At 60.7% G+C, this 14,625-nt stretch carries 10 protein-coding genes; 3 read left to right on the top strand and 7 right to left on the bottom strand.

Features of this window, described 5'->3' with window-relative positions; all coding sequences use genetic code 11:
* Positions 1-128: 128 nt before the first annotated feature.
* Entirely contained in the window at positions 129-1,373 is a 1,245-nt protein-coding gene (locus ABZ909_RS15820; protein ID WP_356999573.1) for a helix-turn-helix transcriptional regulator, read from the top strand.
* A 73-nt stretch (positions 1,374-1,446) separates the two neighbouring features.
* On the opposite strand, the gene ABZ909_RS15815 is transcribed toward ABZ909_RS15820, so the two are convergent.
* The 6 genes from ABZ909_RS15815 to ABZ909_RS15790 form a co-directional block, all read right to left on the bottom strand.
* Positions 1,447-2,160, bottom strand: a complete 714-nt coding sequence (locus ABZ909_RS15815; protein WP_356999571.1) for a SprT family zinc-dependent metalloprotease — start codon at positions 2,158-2,160, stop codon at positions 1,447-1,449.
* 6 nt (positions 2,161-2,166) lie between these two features.
* Positions 2,167-5,325, bottom strand: coding sequence for an HsdR family type I site-specific deoxyribonuclease (locus ABZ909_RS15810; RefSeq protein WP_356999569.1), 3,159 nt, complete (start codon positions 5,323-5,325; stop codon positions 2,167-2,169).
* A 52-nt stretch (positions 5,326-5,377) separates the two neighbouring features.
* Positions 5,378-6,634 carry a restriction endonuclease subunit S gene (locus ABZ909_RS15805; RefSeq protein WP_356999567.1) on the bottom strand — a complete coding sequence of 419 codons (1,257 nt, stop codon included), beginning with the start codon at positions 6,632-6,634 and terminating at the stop codon, positions 5,378-5,380.
* Positions 6,627-9,089 (bottom strand): class I SAM-dependent DNA methyltransferase, encoded by a 2,463-nt coding sequence (locus ABZ909_RS15800; RefSeq protein ID WP_356999564.1) that lies wholly within the window; start codon positions 9,087-9,089, stop codon positions 6,627-6,629. The genes ABZ909_RS15805 and ABZ909_RS15800 overlap by 8 nt, the downstream gene beginning before the upstream one ends.
* 179 nt (positions 9,090-9,268) lie before the next feature.
* A complete protein-coding gene (locus ABZ909_RS15795; RefSeq protein WP_356999561.1) occupies positions 9,269-9,856 on the bottom strand; it encodes a HEPN domain-containing protein in 588 nt (195 codons plus the stop codon).
* A gap of 381 nt (positions 9,857-10,237) precedes the next feature.
* A complete protein-coding gene (locus ABZ909_RS15790; RefSeq protein WP_356999559.1) occupies positions 10,238-11,509 on the bottom strand; it encodes a replication-relaxation family protein in 1,272 nt (423 codons plus the stop codon).
* 198 nt (positions 11,510-11,707) lie between these two features.
* On the opposite strand from ABZ909_RS15790, the gene ABZ909_RS15785 reads away from it, so the two are divergent.
* Positions 11,708-11,938: a ribbon-helix-helix domain-containing protein gene (locus ABZ909_RS15785; RefSeq protein WP_356999556.1), complete on the top strand. Its 231-nt coding sequence runs from the start codon at positions 11,708-11,710 to the stop codon at positions 11,936-11,938.
* Complete coding sequence (locus ABZ909_RS15780) at positions 11,935-12,378, top strand: PIN domain-containing protein (protein WP_356999554.1); 444 nt, start codon at positions 11,935-11,937, stop codon at positions 12,376-12,378. Before ABZ909_RS15785 ends, ABZ909_RS15780 begins: the two co-directional genes overlap by 4 nt.
* A gap of 65 nt (positions 12,379-12,443) precedes the next feature.
* Here ABZ909_RS15780 and ABZ909_RS15775 read toward each other — a convergent pair whose 3' ends face one another.
* Positions 12,444-14,624 (bottom strand): MMPL family transporter, encoded by a 2,181-nt coding sequence (locus ABZ909_RS15775; RefSeq protein ID WP_356999552.1) that lies wholly within the window; start codon positions 14,622-14,624, stop codon positions 12,444-12,446.
* Between the last annotated feature and the right edge of the window lies 1 nt (position 14,625).

Below are 14,625 nucleotides of genomic sequence, written 5' to 3'. Positions count from 1 at the left end.
GCCGGGGACTGGTGATCGAACCGACGTCGGGGCAATGTGGAACGTATGCCCGGCCGACGCCGTGAACGGGTACGAACGTACCCCCAATGCCGTTACGCTGGCGATTGTCGTCACAGTGCGACCAGGAGGTGGTCCCCGTGAGTGGTTCCGAAGGTCCCTCGCAGATCGGTGCGCGGGTTCGACTGCACCGTGAACGTGTCGGAATGGCGCGGCCGGTACTGGCCGCGCAGATCGGCCGGTCTGCCGAATGGCTGAAGGCCTTGGAGAACGGCAGGATTCAGCGGACGCCGAGCCTCGAATTATTGTTGCGCATAGCTCGTGTCCTGGATTTGGACGACCTGGCCACGCTCACCGGAGACGATCACGCTGTCCCGGTGACGGTGTTCGCGGGTGAGCGGCACGCGGCCCTCTCCGAGGTACAGGCCGCGCTGACCGACTACCGCATAACCCCCAGCGCCCGACCGGTCAGTGTCGATCATCTTGACGAGCGGCTGCGCAAGGCGTGGCGGATCCGCCATTCCAGCCCGGACCACCGCTCACAGCTCGGCGCACTGCTGCCGGGGCTGATCCGCGACGCCCAAACTGCCGCACGTACTGCCGAAGATCGCCGCGCTGCACGCCGGACCCTGGCCGGTGTCTACCAGCTGGCCGATTTCTATGTCGCGTACCAGCCCGCGCCCGAGCTGGTGTGGATGGTGGCCGACCGCGCGGTGAACGAAGGCTACGAGGCCGACGACCCGTACGTGATCGCGTGCAGCGCCTGGGCGATGGTGCAAGCCTTACGCGACTCCGGGCGGTGGGAGGAAGCAATCGCGCTGGCCCGCAACGCGATCGACCAAATCACCCCCTACCTCGACCGCACAGAAACCCCAGACGATTGGCACGGCATCGCCGGAGCCCTGGAATTCGAGATCGCCTACGTCCATGGCCGGCGCGGCCGCTCTGGCGACGCCTGGCACGGCCTCGAACAGGCCGACCGCATCGCCCAACAACTCGGCCCGACCTATCGGCACGTGCAGACCAGCTTCTCCCAGCCGGTGATGGCCGCGCACGCGACAACTCTTGGCGTGGAACTGCGCCAGTCCGGGGAAGCTTTGCGTGCCGCCCGCTCCATCGACGCCGACCACATCGTGTCCGTGCCTCGCCGCGGCCGTCACCTCATCGAAGTTGCCCGCGCCTACATGCAACGCGACGAGGACACCGCAGCACTCGCGATACTGGCGAAGTCGGAACAGACTGCGCCCGAAACGATCCGCTACAACGGATTCGCCCGAGACATGCTCCGCGACTTACTGAAGAAGCCACCGACGGGCATGCGCACCGACGTCCGCGAACTGAGTCAGCGAGTGGGTATCAGTGGTCTGGCTGGCTGACGGTAGCCGCGTGCCTGCGGCGCGTCGGTGTAGTCGGTCCCCGGGAGGTGCCCGCCACGACAATTGGTAGCTGCTAGTGAATCTCTCCTGGCAGCCAGAGGTCGTCCCCGATGCGGCGAAGCCGTTGCCGAAGGTCCTGGTGGCAAGGAATAGCCTGTTCAACGATGTGCCAGAACTTCGCACTGTGGTCTGGACGCTTGAGGTGGGCCAGCTCATGGACGAGCACATAGTCAACCAGACTCGGTGGGAGTTGCATGGTTGCCCAGTGAATGTTGACTTGGCCGCCATTTGAGCATGAGCCCCATCGGTAGCCAAGCTGACGCACACGAAGCCCAGATACTTCGACCCCCATCTGAACCTCCCACCGCCTGACCCGATGGGTAAGCCATGGGTCGCCGACCCGGCGATACCAGTTAACGAGCTCTTTGGCGCCACTGCCTTCAGGTAGCTCGAACCGGCCCCGGATCAAGCGGACCTCCCCCTCTGGCACGAAACGAAGCCGGTAGGAGCGCCCCAGATAATGGAAGCCTTCGCCAGAGACGAACTTCTTCTCTGGCGGGGCTTCGCCCAACTCTCGCTTCTCAGCAAGTTTCCGGTACAACCAGGACCGTTTGGCCTCCACCAGCTTGGTTAGTTCTGCGGTAGAGATCTGCGGTGGTATGACGGCGCTGACCGAGCTGTCCCGTTCGACGGTGAGGCGAATGTTCTTGCGATTGTTGCTCACAGAGACAGAGACCTCCAGGTCGCCGACCTGCAGGACTTCGGGGCAGAAACTCGCGATCACCATGCCGGATCAGAACTTGGGGATCGCTGCGTGATTGTTCTTGATGGCGTCACTCACCTTCGCTGCTAGTTGCTCTAATTGTTTGAGATCGCCGACATCGTTCATAGCCAGAATTTCAAAAATCTCGCTACGGAAATCGGCGATATCGGAACGCTTATCCCAGAAGTCCCGGCGATGGATGGTACGGCTAGCCAGGGCCACGATTTCGCGGGTGGCATTTACGAAACGCTTTTCGTAAATTTCGTCAGGCGAGGTAGCCAGTTCCTGGACAAGAAGACCATAGATGGCGAACTGGGCCGGGCTGAGATTGTGAGGATTGTCCCTCCGATCTTCCACCACATCCGCCATCAAGACTTTGAAGGCCGACAGCTGAGCGTCCCAGTCGTCCTTCAGCTCGGTCAGGATCTGGTCTAGTCGCTCGCTGAGGAGCTGATAGCGGGCTGGATCCTGGTTGGCATGGACGGTGATGTGGTATCGGAGTGCGTGCTCCATCTCAGAGGCCTTCGCTCGTGAGCCACCGGTCATCGCCTCTACCTTGGTGGCGAAGTTGGCCGCAGTCAGCGCTATCGGAGGAAGCTGCTGTTCTATTCCGAGCGAAATGACGTGCTCGTCGATGAGGAGCTTAATCTTCTGGCCATAGTCACCTGGATCGGCCTCACCACCATCGACCCTATACCGTCGGTTTGCGGTCTGCCGGATCACCGAAAATCGTTTGGCGTCCTCCAAGTAAGGAGTGACCGCCGAGTCCGGCAGAACGGCGTTGATGGTCCGCGCGAACCTGGCGAGCTCGACGTTGAACTGGTCCCGCAGCTGCGGGTCATCAAGTTCCTGAACGCATCTTTCGATGTCGGTATGGTCCTGAAACATCATGCGCAATCGCTGCTGCTGCGGATCGAGTTTGGCGATCTCAGTGTTGAGCCCGCGGAGCGCACCAGTCACGTCCTCTCTCTCATCGACCTCGAAGCCCTCGTCGGCATAGACCCTGAGCGCGTCCACTAGATTTTGCGCCAAACCCCGATAGTCGACAACGTACCCGCAGGTCTTGCCATCGGCGGTCCGGTTTACCCGTGCGACAGCCTGAAGTAGATCGTGCATCTCCAATCGGCGATCGAGGTACATTACCTGTTCGATCGGCGCGTCGAAGCCGGTTAGGAGCATCGACTGAACGATGACGAAGGCAATGTCATTTTCGCCAAAGCATTGGGTGAAGCCATCGATTCGGAGCTTTTGCTTTGCGTCATCGGTCCATTCAGCATAGCGGTCCTCATGTTCAGAGTTCCCCTTGGAGATCACCGGTACAAAGTCCATACGCTCGATAAGGTCGAGGTGCCTGTGGGCGTTGACCAGCTGCGCCTGTCGCGGCTTGAGCTCATCTATGCTTCGAGCGAGTAGGTGTGGCGGCAACATCTCAATATCGCGTACCAACTCGTCCCGAGCCTGTATCAGCGCTTCGCGGTAGCGGACCGTAGTCTCTCGATCATGGGCGACAACCTGCGCCTTGAAGCCCTCAGGTAGCACCTTGTCCACATAGTGCCGAAGCATGTGCTTGGCCTTGGTGTCGACTAGCTTCTGGGCCGCCGAGACCCGCCCCTTCGTCGCCCATCGAGCCTGAAGCTGCTGCCGCTCCTCGTCTGTCAACTCTTCGAACTCCTCCTCGAAGAGCTCGTCCATGTCCTGCTCGTCCCGGAGCGCACCCTTGACTTTGAATCCTTCGTAAATGATTGGGACGATCACGCCGTCCTCCTCGGCGTCTCGCAGGCGATAGGTGTCGATAAAGGAACCGAACAGCTCGACGCTTGTCTTCCGCCGACCCTTCTTGGTCATGATTGGTGTACCGGTAAAGCCAACGCGAGCCGCATTCGGCAATGCTTGACGAAGGTTTGCGCCCAGCGTAGAGGCGTGCGAACGGTGCACTTCGTCTATCAGCACCACGATCGATTCGTCAGCGTTGACCTCACCCATGTGGTATTGATCCACCGGCTCGCCATTCTTATTCTTCTGGACCATTACGAAGACCAGACCGGGACCTTCGCGACCGAGCAGTGTTCTTGCACGAGCGCTGTTCTTCGCAATATCAAGCTTCTCGTTGCTGAGCTGCATCGTTTCACTGAGCTGGGTCTGCAGCTGGGTTCGATCAGTGATTACAACCACTTTGTAGTGGGCCAACTCGGGGATCGAGCGCAGCCGCCGAACCAGAAAGGTCATGGTCAGGCTTTTGCCAGAACCTTGAGTGTGCCAGATGATCCCGCCCTTGCGGCCAGGTTCGCCGTTCAGCAGCCGGTCCACTGTTCGCTCTACCGCCCGAAACTGCTGGTAACGTGGCGCTACCTTTACAGTAACGCCCTCGTCGGTAGTCATGAAGGTAACGAAATTGTGAACGATATTTAGCAGGTTGGCTGGCTCAAGCGCACCCGCGACGAGGATCTCCTGCCTGCTTAGTTGTTCCTCGCCTTTATCCAGATGCTCGGCGAGCTGCGCCTTAGTCAGCGGGTAGGGGTCACGCCATGGGACATAGTGCTCCATTTTGGCCGTGAAGCTGCCGATCTTCGCGTCTTCGCCGCTGGTTACCGCAGTGAGCTGGACCGAGTGAAAAAGCTTCGAGTTTCCGGCAATGCCATCGGAGTATCGGCGGATTTGATTGACCGCCACGTTCAAGTTGCTCTCAGTGGTTTTCTTGCACTCGATGACGACCAGCGGAATACCATTTACGAAAAGCGCGATGTCGGGAATGATTTGCCGTCTACCGCTGGTGCCGGGGATATCTACTCGAAATTGGTTGATCGCGATATAGTCGTTATTTCCGCTCTGCCAGTCGATGTAGTGGACAATCCGCGACTTGCCGCTCGCCGAATCCTCGAGAGAAATGCCGTTTATCAGTAGCTCGGTGGTCTGCTTATTGGCTTCCATCAGGTTGTTCGCCGATACGCGGGTCAGAGCATTGAGCGCTTGGTCGATTTTCTGGTCGTCCAGCCAATCTCCATTAATCCGCTTAATCGCCTTCTTGAGTTCACTCTCAAGGATCACTTCGTCGAAGGAATGTCGTGCCGACATGGAGGGGACGGTAGGCAAAACTTCCCCTTCTTTAAGGCCCTCCAAGTGCCGCCAGCCCATTCCCTTGAGTTGTTCGACCAATGGTCGCTCAACCAATGTGTACTCGTAATCGGTCACAGACCGACTCCCCTCGGCGAATTGTCGAACAAGTTCGACTACTAGAAACAATTTAGTTCCGGCTTCGTACCCCCGGAATGGCCTGAGTATCTTCGAAGGCATGTAAAGCCTCCAAAGAACGCACCCTTCCGGTTAGCAAGTCCTCCATGAGGCCCTGCTTGAGCATGACTAGATGTCGATGCTCCTGATTTCTGACCTCTTCCTGAAAATTCAGATCGGAGACGAGGCTCACAATCTTTTCCTGCGCGTTCCGATCGGCCTCAGGTACAGGACAAGAACCCACATCGAGCTGATTAATGCTCGCTTGAGCAATTGCGCTCTTTGCGCAACTCCGAAAATAACGCATCGCCCTGGCGGTTCCCAGCCATAGTGCGACGAATTTCGCAGATGTGATCTCTTGATCGATGCGACAACGCATCATATTCGATTCGAAAGTTACCGGCTCGGAGTATCTGGGCACAATGGCAGACTTGCCGACATAGTCAATACTGTTGACTCGATTGACGACGATATCATCTGTTTCAACCCGATACTCATTGACCTCTTGAGCTGATAGGCGCAATCGGAGAAGTGACGAAAGTGGCTTAATCTTTCCCTGGTGAAAGCTATCGATCCGAATGATCGGAGCTCCACTGTCGCCATAGTACGATGAGGGTTTGTAAATCCCATTCTTTGGAGTGCCAATGATTAGCTGGCCAAGCCTAAGGCTCAGGGGAAGTTCCGCGAAGGCGTGCTCAGTAATACCCAACTTGAGCATGGCCAGCTTGCGTGTAGCTTTGGATATTTCGTCAATCTGAGAATCGAGGGTTTCGATAATCTCAACGATTCTCCGCTGTTCCGCTGGTGGCGGAATGAAAACTTCCAGATTGGAGATCAAATCGGTCGGTAGTCGACCAGTTCCATGGCCCGCCTCGTCGACCATGCTCAGAATTTCGCTGCCGCGTGCCTTTAATGCCAACGCAAGAAAAGTTCCGTCGATGCCGTGGCTTGGGATGATTGCCTTACAATCTTGCCCAAAGGTCAATTCTCGCTGGGCCACACCGACGCGGAACTCCTTTTTCAGACTCATGCCTCGAACGACGAACAGCACTGTACCCTTGTCAATAATCTGGGTACCTGCAGTCGCTCCACTCTTGGTGAGCTTCCGGTCAGAGTCGCGGATTAAGAAGTCTTTCATACTGGAGGCACTGATCCACGGCATCTCCCCGCCCCAAAATCGTGGCTCGTCAGTCGTGGGCGTTCCTCCGGAAAGCCAGGTGCCAGCATCCGAAAGTCGAATCGGCTTCCACCCTGTAGGCAGATCAGGCATAGCCGAGCTCCTCAAGGTAGACGTTCATCCGGGTGGCGATGCTCTCGCGCTGAACCTCAAGGTCCCGCAACGTAACCGCATACTTCTCGACCCACATAAGGAAAGCGGACTCGAAGAGTCGGCGGGCGGCAAGCGTACGAGATTCGAGACGCGATGCGATCTGCGAGCGGAGAACTTCTAGGACGAGGTCACGGCATGAGTCATCGTCGAGAGCAACAACTGCTAGACGGAGACGCGGGAGGAAGTCGTACTCCAGTGCATTGACTTTCCTCCGGGCGTCAGTCATGCGGGCTTTCAACGCCTTTAGTTCAATCTCGGTAGGTCGGTCCTCTTCGAAGTCATCGCTCTCATCGCCGTCTTCGGAAGACCTTGTCGTTGCCGCTTTGTATTTGGCATTCAGCTCGGCGTACGCGGACTCAGCTTCCTCTAGTTCCATTACGTAATCGGGGATGAGTGCCGGGACGACTCGGTGGTCGCGGGCCTTGCGCTTCTCCGCGGCGATCTTCTGTTTATCCCAGTACTCGACCTCTTCTTCGTTCAGTTCGAACGCTGACTCGATAGTGGTCAACCAGCCCTCGACGGCACCTCGAAAGTTATTGAGGCCGAGAGACTTTATGTCGAACTGGGCTTCACCCCACCATGCCGCGACTACACCCGCAAGGTCGAATCGGTCAAGGACACCGAGCGGCTGAAGCTCGTTGACGAAGGAGTCGAGAAGTTCGGCTCGAACCTCCATGACTTTGTGGGTGTCGGGCAGCTCGATCAGCCGCTTGCTGTGGCGCATCCACCAGTCGGAGAACGTGCCATGCAAGCGCGCCTCTGCCGGTGCGGCAAGAGACGGGAGACGCTCGACCGTCGCGCTCCACCCGTCGGGAAGGAAGTCGTAGTACTCTGTGTCCCGCTCTACGAAAAGTGCCGCCGGGTCGATGCCAAACACCTGGAAAAGGCGAGCCTTCGCTGCGACCTCGGATTTCGGTACACCGCCATGAAGGTGGGCACGGACGTCATGGGGCTCGGGCTCGGGTGTGTTGTCGACATAGCGTCGGATATTGAGATTGAAGTCGTTTGCGCGCAGGTCCTTCAAGTCGACAACCCTGGCAAAGCCGGGAATACCACGGAAGTGCTCATCGGAGCAGTACTCCTCGTATGCCTCGACGATCTTCTCGGCGTGCTGCGGGTCAAGATAGTTCTGTGCTCGGCCGGGAGTGAACTCTCGATCGGCGTTGATGAACAGCACCCTGTGTCGCCGATTCACTGGGCGGACGGTGGTGCCACGCAACAGAAGGATGCAAGCTGGAATACCAGTCCCGTAGAACAGGTTGGGCGCCAGGCTAATTATTGCTTCCAAACGGTCGTCCTCAACGATGCCTTTCCGGATCTCCTTCTCCTTGCCACCGCGAAAAAGCACGCCGTGCGGCAGAACCGTGGCGCCGATCCCGTCCGGGGTAAGCACGGCGAGCACATGCTGGGCGAACATGAGATCCGCCTTCTTGCCTGTCTCAGGAGCGAAACCGTACTTGAAGCGCTCTCTGTGCTTCATATCTGCTGCGGAATAGTTCAGCGAGAATGGCGGATTGGTAAGGATCCGGTCGAACCGTTCGAGCTCGCCGTTCTTGATGTGCTTCGGCTCCGTTAGTGTGTCGTCATTCTCCAACTTCGCGTTGAGTACGCCATGGAGGATCATGTTCATCTTCGACATAGCCCAGGTTCCACCGTTGTACTCCTGCCCTGCCAGGGTCAAGTCGCTGGGATCCAGGCCGTGCTCGTCGATGTACTCTTTCGCGTGGATGAGCATGCCGCCCGAACCTGAACACGGATCGTAAATGGCTTGGCCCGATTCCGGTTTCACGAGTCGGACCATCATCCGGACCACGCCTCGGGGGGTGTAGAACTCTCCCCCTTTCTTGCCCGCCGAGTCGGCGAACTCGGCGATCAGGTATTCGTAGGCCGCCCCAAGCAGGTCGGGGAACTCGAAGTCTTCGTTACGCAGCCGTACTTGAGAGAAGTGGTCGATGAGCTGTTGTAGCCGTTTATCAGGGATAGTTGATTGACCGACTTTGCGAGTGAAATCGATGTGCTCAAGCACACCTTCTAATGCCTCGATGTTCTGCTGCTCCAGCGCGGCCAGAGCCGTGTTGAGCCTTTGTCCGACGTTCTTTTGACGTGAGTCTTTCCTGATCTGCCGCCAACGGGCTTCCATCGGCACGAAGAATTTGTCGCCCCGATAGAAGTTGGGCATGTCCGCCATGCCCTCGGCTTCTTGCTGGGTTCTGCCTTGCGCCACCCACGTCTCGATGGACTCTTCACGGGCCGCGTCGAACTGGTCAGAGGCGCGCTTCAGGAACAGCATCCCGAAGATGTACTCCTTGAACTCCGAGGCATCCATCTTGCCGCGGAGGATGTCAGCGGCCCCGAACAAATGCCGCTCAAGCTGCGGCAAGGTGAGCTTCGCCAAGGAAGAGCCTCTCGTTCTCATCGTGTGGTAGACACCAGTCGCCAGCACCGCGCGGTTCGTGTCCTGCATGTTCCGGCCTGGTCTCTCCCAGAGCCTACTGTTCTCTTCCGACAACAACTGGCGCGGACGTGGGCAGAAGCGCCGCCACGTGGCGTGCCACTCGAATCAACTGCACGACACTAGGTTTCGTCTTCGTCTCGGTTAGACAGGTTCCCGAGGTGTCTCCAAATGACGTCATCGAGCCGGTCTGCGAGGCGGACGATCCACTCACACCACAAACGGACACCCTTGACGTCCAAGTCGCCCGGAGCGTGGCCTTTGTGAACGATTTCCCCACGAATTTGGGTGAACTCGTCGAGGTAGTCGGCGAGCTTCTCAGCTGACATGTTGGCCCAGGCGCACTGACCGAGAGCTCCCTGAATTCCGGTGGACAGGCAGACCAGCTCGTCGACCTTCGAACTGTTGGGGGTGTTGAGGCTAGCGACTTCTCGCGATACTTCGTTGCGCGCGGCCTCCCGCCACGCATGTCCGGCTAAGGCCCAAGGGTTCTTGTGGGCCTTAGCCACCTTCGCTCGGAGTTCGTGAGGCAGATTGGTCGGATCTCGAACCGACGACATCATATGGTCGAAAGCCTCCAGGCAGACATCCTCGATGTACGTCTCCCAGGCTGTCATCAACACGATCAATGCAGCACGAAGTGCTACGCCGTTAGGCGAGCCTTTGCCAGTCTCTCCAAGAGATCGCGCATCATCGATGAGCCTCGTCATGTTCGCCCGCGCTACAGACGACATCGCATCTCCAATGCTGCCTTCCCAATCTGTCCGGTGTCGTCCGAGGCTATCAAATATGTTGGGGCAGAACGATGTTAGAAGCTGATACAACCGGGTCTGATTCTAAAGTGGCATGGTCTGTCTTCCCTGCCGAAGTCATTATTACTGGCCTGAACTGCGGGGACGTGGAGATGCGCGTACCCGAAGAGTGGGCCGTCCGCATCGGCATGGCGCTGCCGTGTCCGGTTCGGTTCCACCTTGAGGGTTTGTAGTGCTTGGCGTGTCCACGGGCGGTCCGTACGCGCTCGCGAGTGCGTGCCGGTTGCGCGCGTCGTGAGCTCAATCTGGACTCGAATCGATTCTGTGGACACGAAATTCTCAGGAATCGGTCTGGAAGATGATCGGCTCTGAAGGATCGGAGCCCGCGGTCAAATCCGTCATGCCAGCTCTCGCCCGGTTCGAGTCGAGAATGGCGCGGACGTCCGGTGTGTCGACGTCGAAGGCCGCTTCATTGTAGGGCTGACCGGTACTGGTGTGATGGGCGATGCGGGGGCCACGTTCTGGTAAGTCGGCCAAATGGAGCCGCTGGGTGGCATTGTCGTTCTCGGGCGTCCACAGTGCCCAGACCGGGCCCGCAGGGCCGTCGGAATGGGGCTGGTCGCGGGCGATGGTGGCGATCACGACTCCAGGGCTGTAGCTGGACACCCGGCGCAGCGCTGCCCGTAACGTCGTCTCGCGGCGGGACGAGTGCAGCGAGAACAGCAGGATGCCGAACTCGTCGGTGGGGAAGCGTCGGTAGACAGCGAGTTTGCCGACCAGGGTGGTCAATGACTCTGTGCCGGTGTCGTATTCGAGGAAGAACCGCACCGTGCGGTCGTGCTGTTCCCAGCAGCCGTACCCATCGGGGCGTAACCCGACGGTTTCCCCGGAATACAGGTCGAGGCGGAAGCAGTCGGTGCACTGGCGCTCCGACCACCATTGGGTCAATCCGGTCACCGGATCCGGGTGGGCGTTGTCGCGGTGGCCGGCAGGGTTGCGGTGCGCGGCCAGCGCCGCGAAGAACCCGTTGGCACCCAAGCGATGCTTGAGGGTCGGGGAGCAGGCCAGCCGTTCGAGCGATAGTGCGTGCGCGGCTGGGGTCGGTGGCTTCTCGGCGCGCGCGGCAGCGATCAGGCGTGCGCCGGAGTAGCCGAGGGCATGGCGTGTTTGGCTGGTGCCGCCGCCGTAGAGCGACTCGCGGAACGCGAACAGCATGCCCATCTCACGCAACTTGCGCGTTCGGTCTTGGGCGCGGCGGATCGAGGTGAACTCCAGCGCCGCGATCTGGTCGGTGGTCAATACCTTGTGCTCGTTCAGCAGGTAGAGAAGACGACGGTCACGATCGAGCAGTCGGAACCAGGGACCAGCGTCGGGATGCCCGCCGCAGTGCACGCTGCGGCCGTGCCGCCGTCCCCCACGTGATGAACCCTCAGTATTGATACTGAGTCGGGATTTCGACCCCACCCTCGGATTGTGGTGTTGAGCAGCGCGGATGCCGACACCGTGTTCGGCGTTTGGGGCGGCGGTTATAGGACGCCGAGCAGACGCTGACCCATCCGCACTGCCATCCGCCGACCCAACCGCAGCCCGGTGTTCGTCGTGGCCGGTCATCGGGCACCACCGCCAGTGACCGGTCGGGTACCCACGGCCCGGATGATCACGTCCGGCCCGTCCACCAGCACCGCGCGGTTCGTATGCTGGTCCGTCAGGTCCACTTCATCGCAGAGCCGCAGGTCATTGACCTGTGGCTCTGTTGTATTTCTGGCACTGCGCGAACCCGATGAGTGCCCTACGCGGTACCCTACGTTCATGAAGGCCAAAACGAGCGTGTACCTGAATCCGGAGCAGGCTGCCCGTCTCAAGGAGGCTGCCGAGGCCACGGGGCGATCGGAAGCCGATTTGATCCGCGAGGGGATCGACTTGGTGCTGCTGCGGTCGCACCGGGTCCGTCGCACTCGCCCGTGGCCGTCGTTCGATTCCGGTGATCCTGGGTTTGCCGCTAACAGTGAGGATTTGCTGGGCGAGGCATACGGCGAGTGAGCTTCTTCATCGCCGACACTTCGGCCATCATCGCTGCTTATGATCGCGCCGCGGAACTGCATGAGCGGGCTCGTGAATTTCTCGCCACCTCTGTCGCCGTCGTCTCGCCGCTCGTGCTCGACGAGGTCGATCATCTGCTCGTTGCGCGGTTCGGAAAAGACCGCCGCACAGCCGATCTCGTCCTCGACGATCTGCTCACCTCCGCCGAGGAAGGTGCGGTGCTCGTGCCGCAGGTTGACCGCGATGACCTCCGGGTCGCTCAGAAGATCATCGAACAGTACCGCGGTCTCCGGCTCGACCTGGCTGATGCGGTCACTGTCGTGCTCGCCGAGCGCTACCTCACGAACGACATACTGACCTTGGATGAGAAGGACTTTCGTGCCGTTCGGCCCCTGACGCCTGCTCATCGGTCGTTCCGGCTCCTGCTGCAGGGCGACTGAACCGCCGACAGTCCCGAACCGTGTGGGCCCGGCGATCACGCCGGGCCCACATTTGTTCGTGGGTATTACCCGCGGACGAGGGCGGGTTCCGGGTGCCGCCGGCCCGGAGCCCACCAGTTGAGGCGGCCCATGGTCTGCATGAGCGCCGGGACCAGGATGGTGCGGATGATCGTTGCGTCGACCAGCACGGCCAGGGTGAGTCCGAGACCGAAGAGCTGGACGAACGATACCCCGGAGAACACCATGCCGACGAAGGCGATGGCCAGCAAGGCCGCCGCAGCCGTGAATATCCTTGCGGTGCGGGCGATCCCGACGGCGACGGCGCGACCGGTTGCGCCGGAGGCGAGATACTCCTCTCGAATGCGTGACAGCAGGAACACCTCGTAGTCCATGGATACGCCGAAGGACAGGCAGAACATCAGGATCGGCATGGTCGGGACCAGATAGCCGGTCGAGGTGAATCCCAGTGCGCCCGAGAGGTGCCCGTCCTGGAAGATCCACACCATCGCGCCGAAGGTGGCCGCCAGCGACAGCACCGTCAGCGCCAATGCCTTGATCGGCAGCATCACACTGCGGGTGAAGATCAGCAGCACCAGGAACATCGATACCGCGATCATGCTCAGCGCCAGGGGAACTCGCCGGGCCAGTGTGGACACCGAGTCGGCATTGCGGGCCGCCGGTCCGCCGAAGAGCACCCGGCCCGGGGCGGGGACCGCGCGCAGGCGGTCGAGTTGAGTGGTCGCCGCCGTCGCGTACGGGTCGAGGCGGGTGCCGATCCGCAGATACGTGCCCGCGTCCCCGGCCAGCGCGGATTGTGGTCCGGCCACCTGGAATCCGCCGGCGTAGGCCCCGGCACTGGACAGCACCGAAGTGACATCGGGAATCCGGGACAGCGTTTTCGCGTAGTCGCCGACCGCCGCGATGTCGCCGTGATCATCGGGCAGGATCGCCAGGATGCCCGCGGTCAGGTTCTCGGAGAAGTCCGATCGGGAAGCGTCGCCGACATCGCGGCTGGAACCGGAGGCGAGCACCCGATCGTCGGCCCAGCCGAAACGCACGGTGAGGAACGGCGATCCGAGCAGCAACAGGACCGCCACGACGGCGGTGATCCACAGCACGGGGCGGCGCATCACAGCCATGGCGAAGCGGTACCAGCGATCGCCTTCGAGGGGAACGGGTACGGGGTCGGGGCGTCCGAGACGGCGGCGCAGGAACCGCCGCACATCCCAGGCGTCGACCCGGGAACCCATGACTGCCAGGGCCGCCGGGAGCACCAGCAGTGTGGTGAACACCGCCGCCGCGAGCACGGCCAGCCCCGCGTAGGCGAACGAGCGCAGGAAGTACAGCGGGAACACCAGCAGCGCAGACAGCGACAGGGCCACGGTCAGACCGGAATACAACACGGTGCGCCCGGCTGTGCGCACCGTGCGAACCACGGCCTCGACGGTGTCCGCGCCCGCCGCGATCTCCTCCCGGAACCGGCTCACCATGAACAGGCTGGAGTCGAGCGCCACTGCGAACCCGAGCGCGGTGGTCATGTTCAACGCGAAGATCGAGACATGCCCAACGGCGGCCAGCCCGCGCAGGACCGCCAGTGCCGCACCGATTGTCACTACACCCACCAGCAGCGGCAGCATGGAGGCGATCAGGCTGCCGAACACCAGCACCAGGGCGATACCGGCCAGTGGGACGGCAATCGATTCGATGAGCACCAGATCGAGGGTCACCTGGCGGCTCATCTGGGCGAGCGCGACCGCCTCACCGCCCGCCCGGATCTCGACCCCTTCGCGGGTTCCGTCGTACTTCTTGGCGATGGCGTCGGCCACCTTGGGTGCGGCGGTGTCATCGCCGCGCGCGAAGGCCACGATGACGGCGCTGTGCTGATCCTTGCTGCGCAGGGCGGGCCGCGTCTCGGTAGCGACGCTCCAATACGACTGCACGCCTTGTAGATCCGAATCGGCGCGCAGTTCATCGGTGAGCTGCTGTCCCACCGTGGTGGCGGCCGGACCGTCGATGCCGTCGGGCGCGGTGAGCAGCAGCACGACGTTCGGTGCGGCACCCGGGAAATGCTGTTCGAGATAGTGGTCCACCCACGTGGATTCGGAGTTGGGCGCTTGAAAGCCACCGGACTGCAGGTGCATCGGCGCGGACCAGCCGACGGCGTAGCAGAGCACGGCGGCCAGCCCCGCCATCGCCAGGACGGCCCGCGCGCGGCGCGAGGCGAAGAGCGCGATTCGAGTCAGCATG

This window comes from Nocardia sp. NPDC046763 (assembly GCF_040645495.1).
Lineage (GTDB): Bacteria > Actinomycetota > Actinomycetes > Mycobacteriales > Mycobacteriaceae > Nocardia.
Note: the sequence above shows the minus strand (reverse complement) of the source record. Positions and strands in the feature narration are given on the sequence as shown.

Coding starts and splice junctions, on each gene's coding strand:
- ABZ909_RS15815 (WP_356999571.1), bottom strand. CDS start 2,160: ATGGTGATCGCGAGTTTCTGCCCCGAAGTCCTGCAGGTCGGCGACCTG.
- ABZ909_RS15805 (WP_356999567.1), bottom strand. CDS start 6,634: ATGCCTGATCTGCCTACAGGGTGGAAGCCGATTCGACTTTCGGATGCT.
- ABZ909_RS15795 (WP_356999561.1), bottom strand. CDS start 9,856: ATGACGAGGCTCATCGATGATGCGCGATCTCTTGGAGAGACTGGCAAA.
- ABZ909_RS15790 (WP_356999559.1), bottom strand. CDS start 11,509: ATGACCGGCCACGACGAACACCGGGCTGCGGTTGGGTCGGCGGATGGC.
- ABZ909_RS15785 (WP_356999556.1), top strand. CDS start 11,708: ATGAAGGCCAAAACGAGCGTGTACCTGAATCCGGAGCAGGCTGCCCGT.
- ABZ909_RS15775 (WP_356999552.1), bottom strand. CDS start 14,624: ATGCTGACTCGAATCGCGCTCTTCGCCTCGCGCCGCGCGCGGGCCGTC.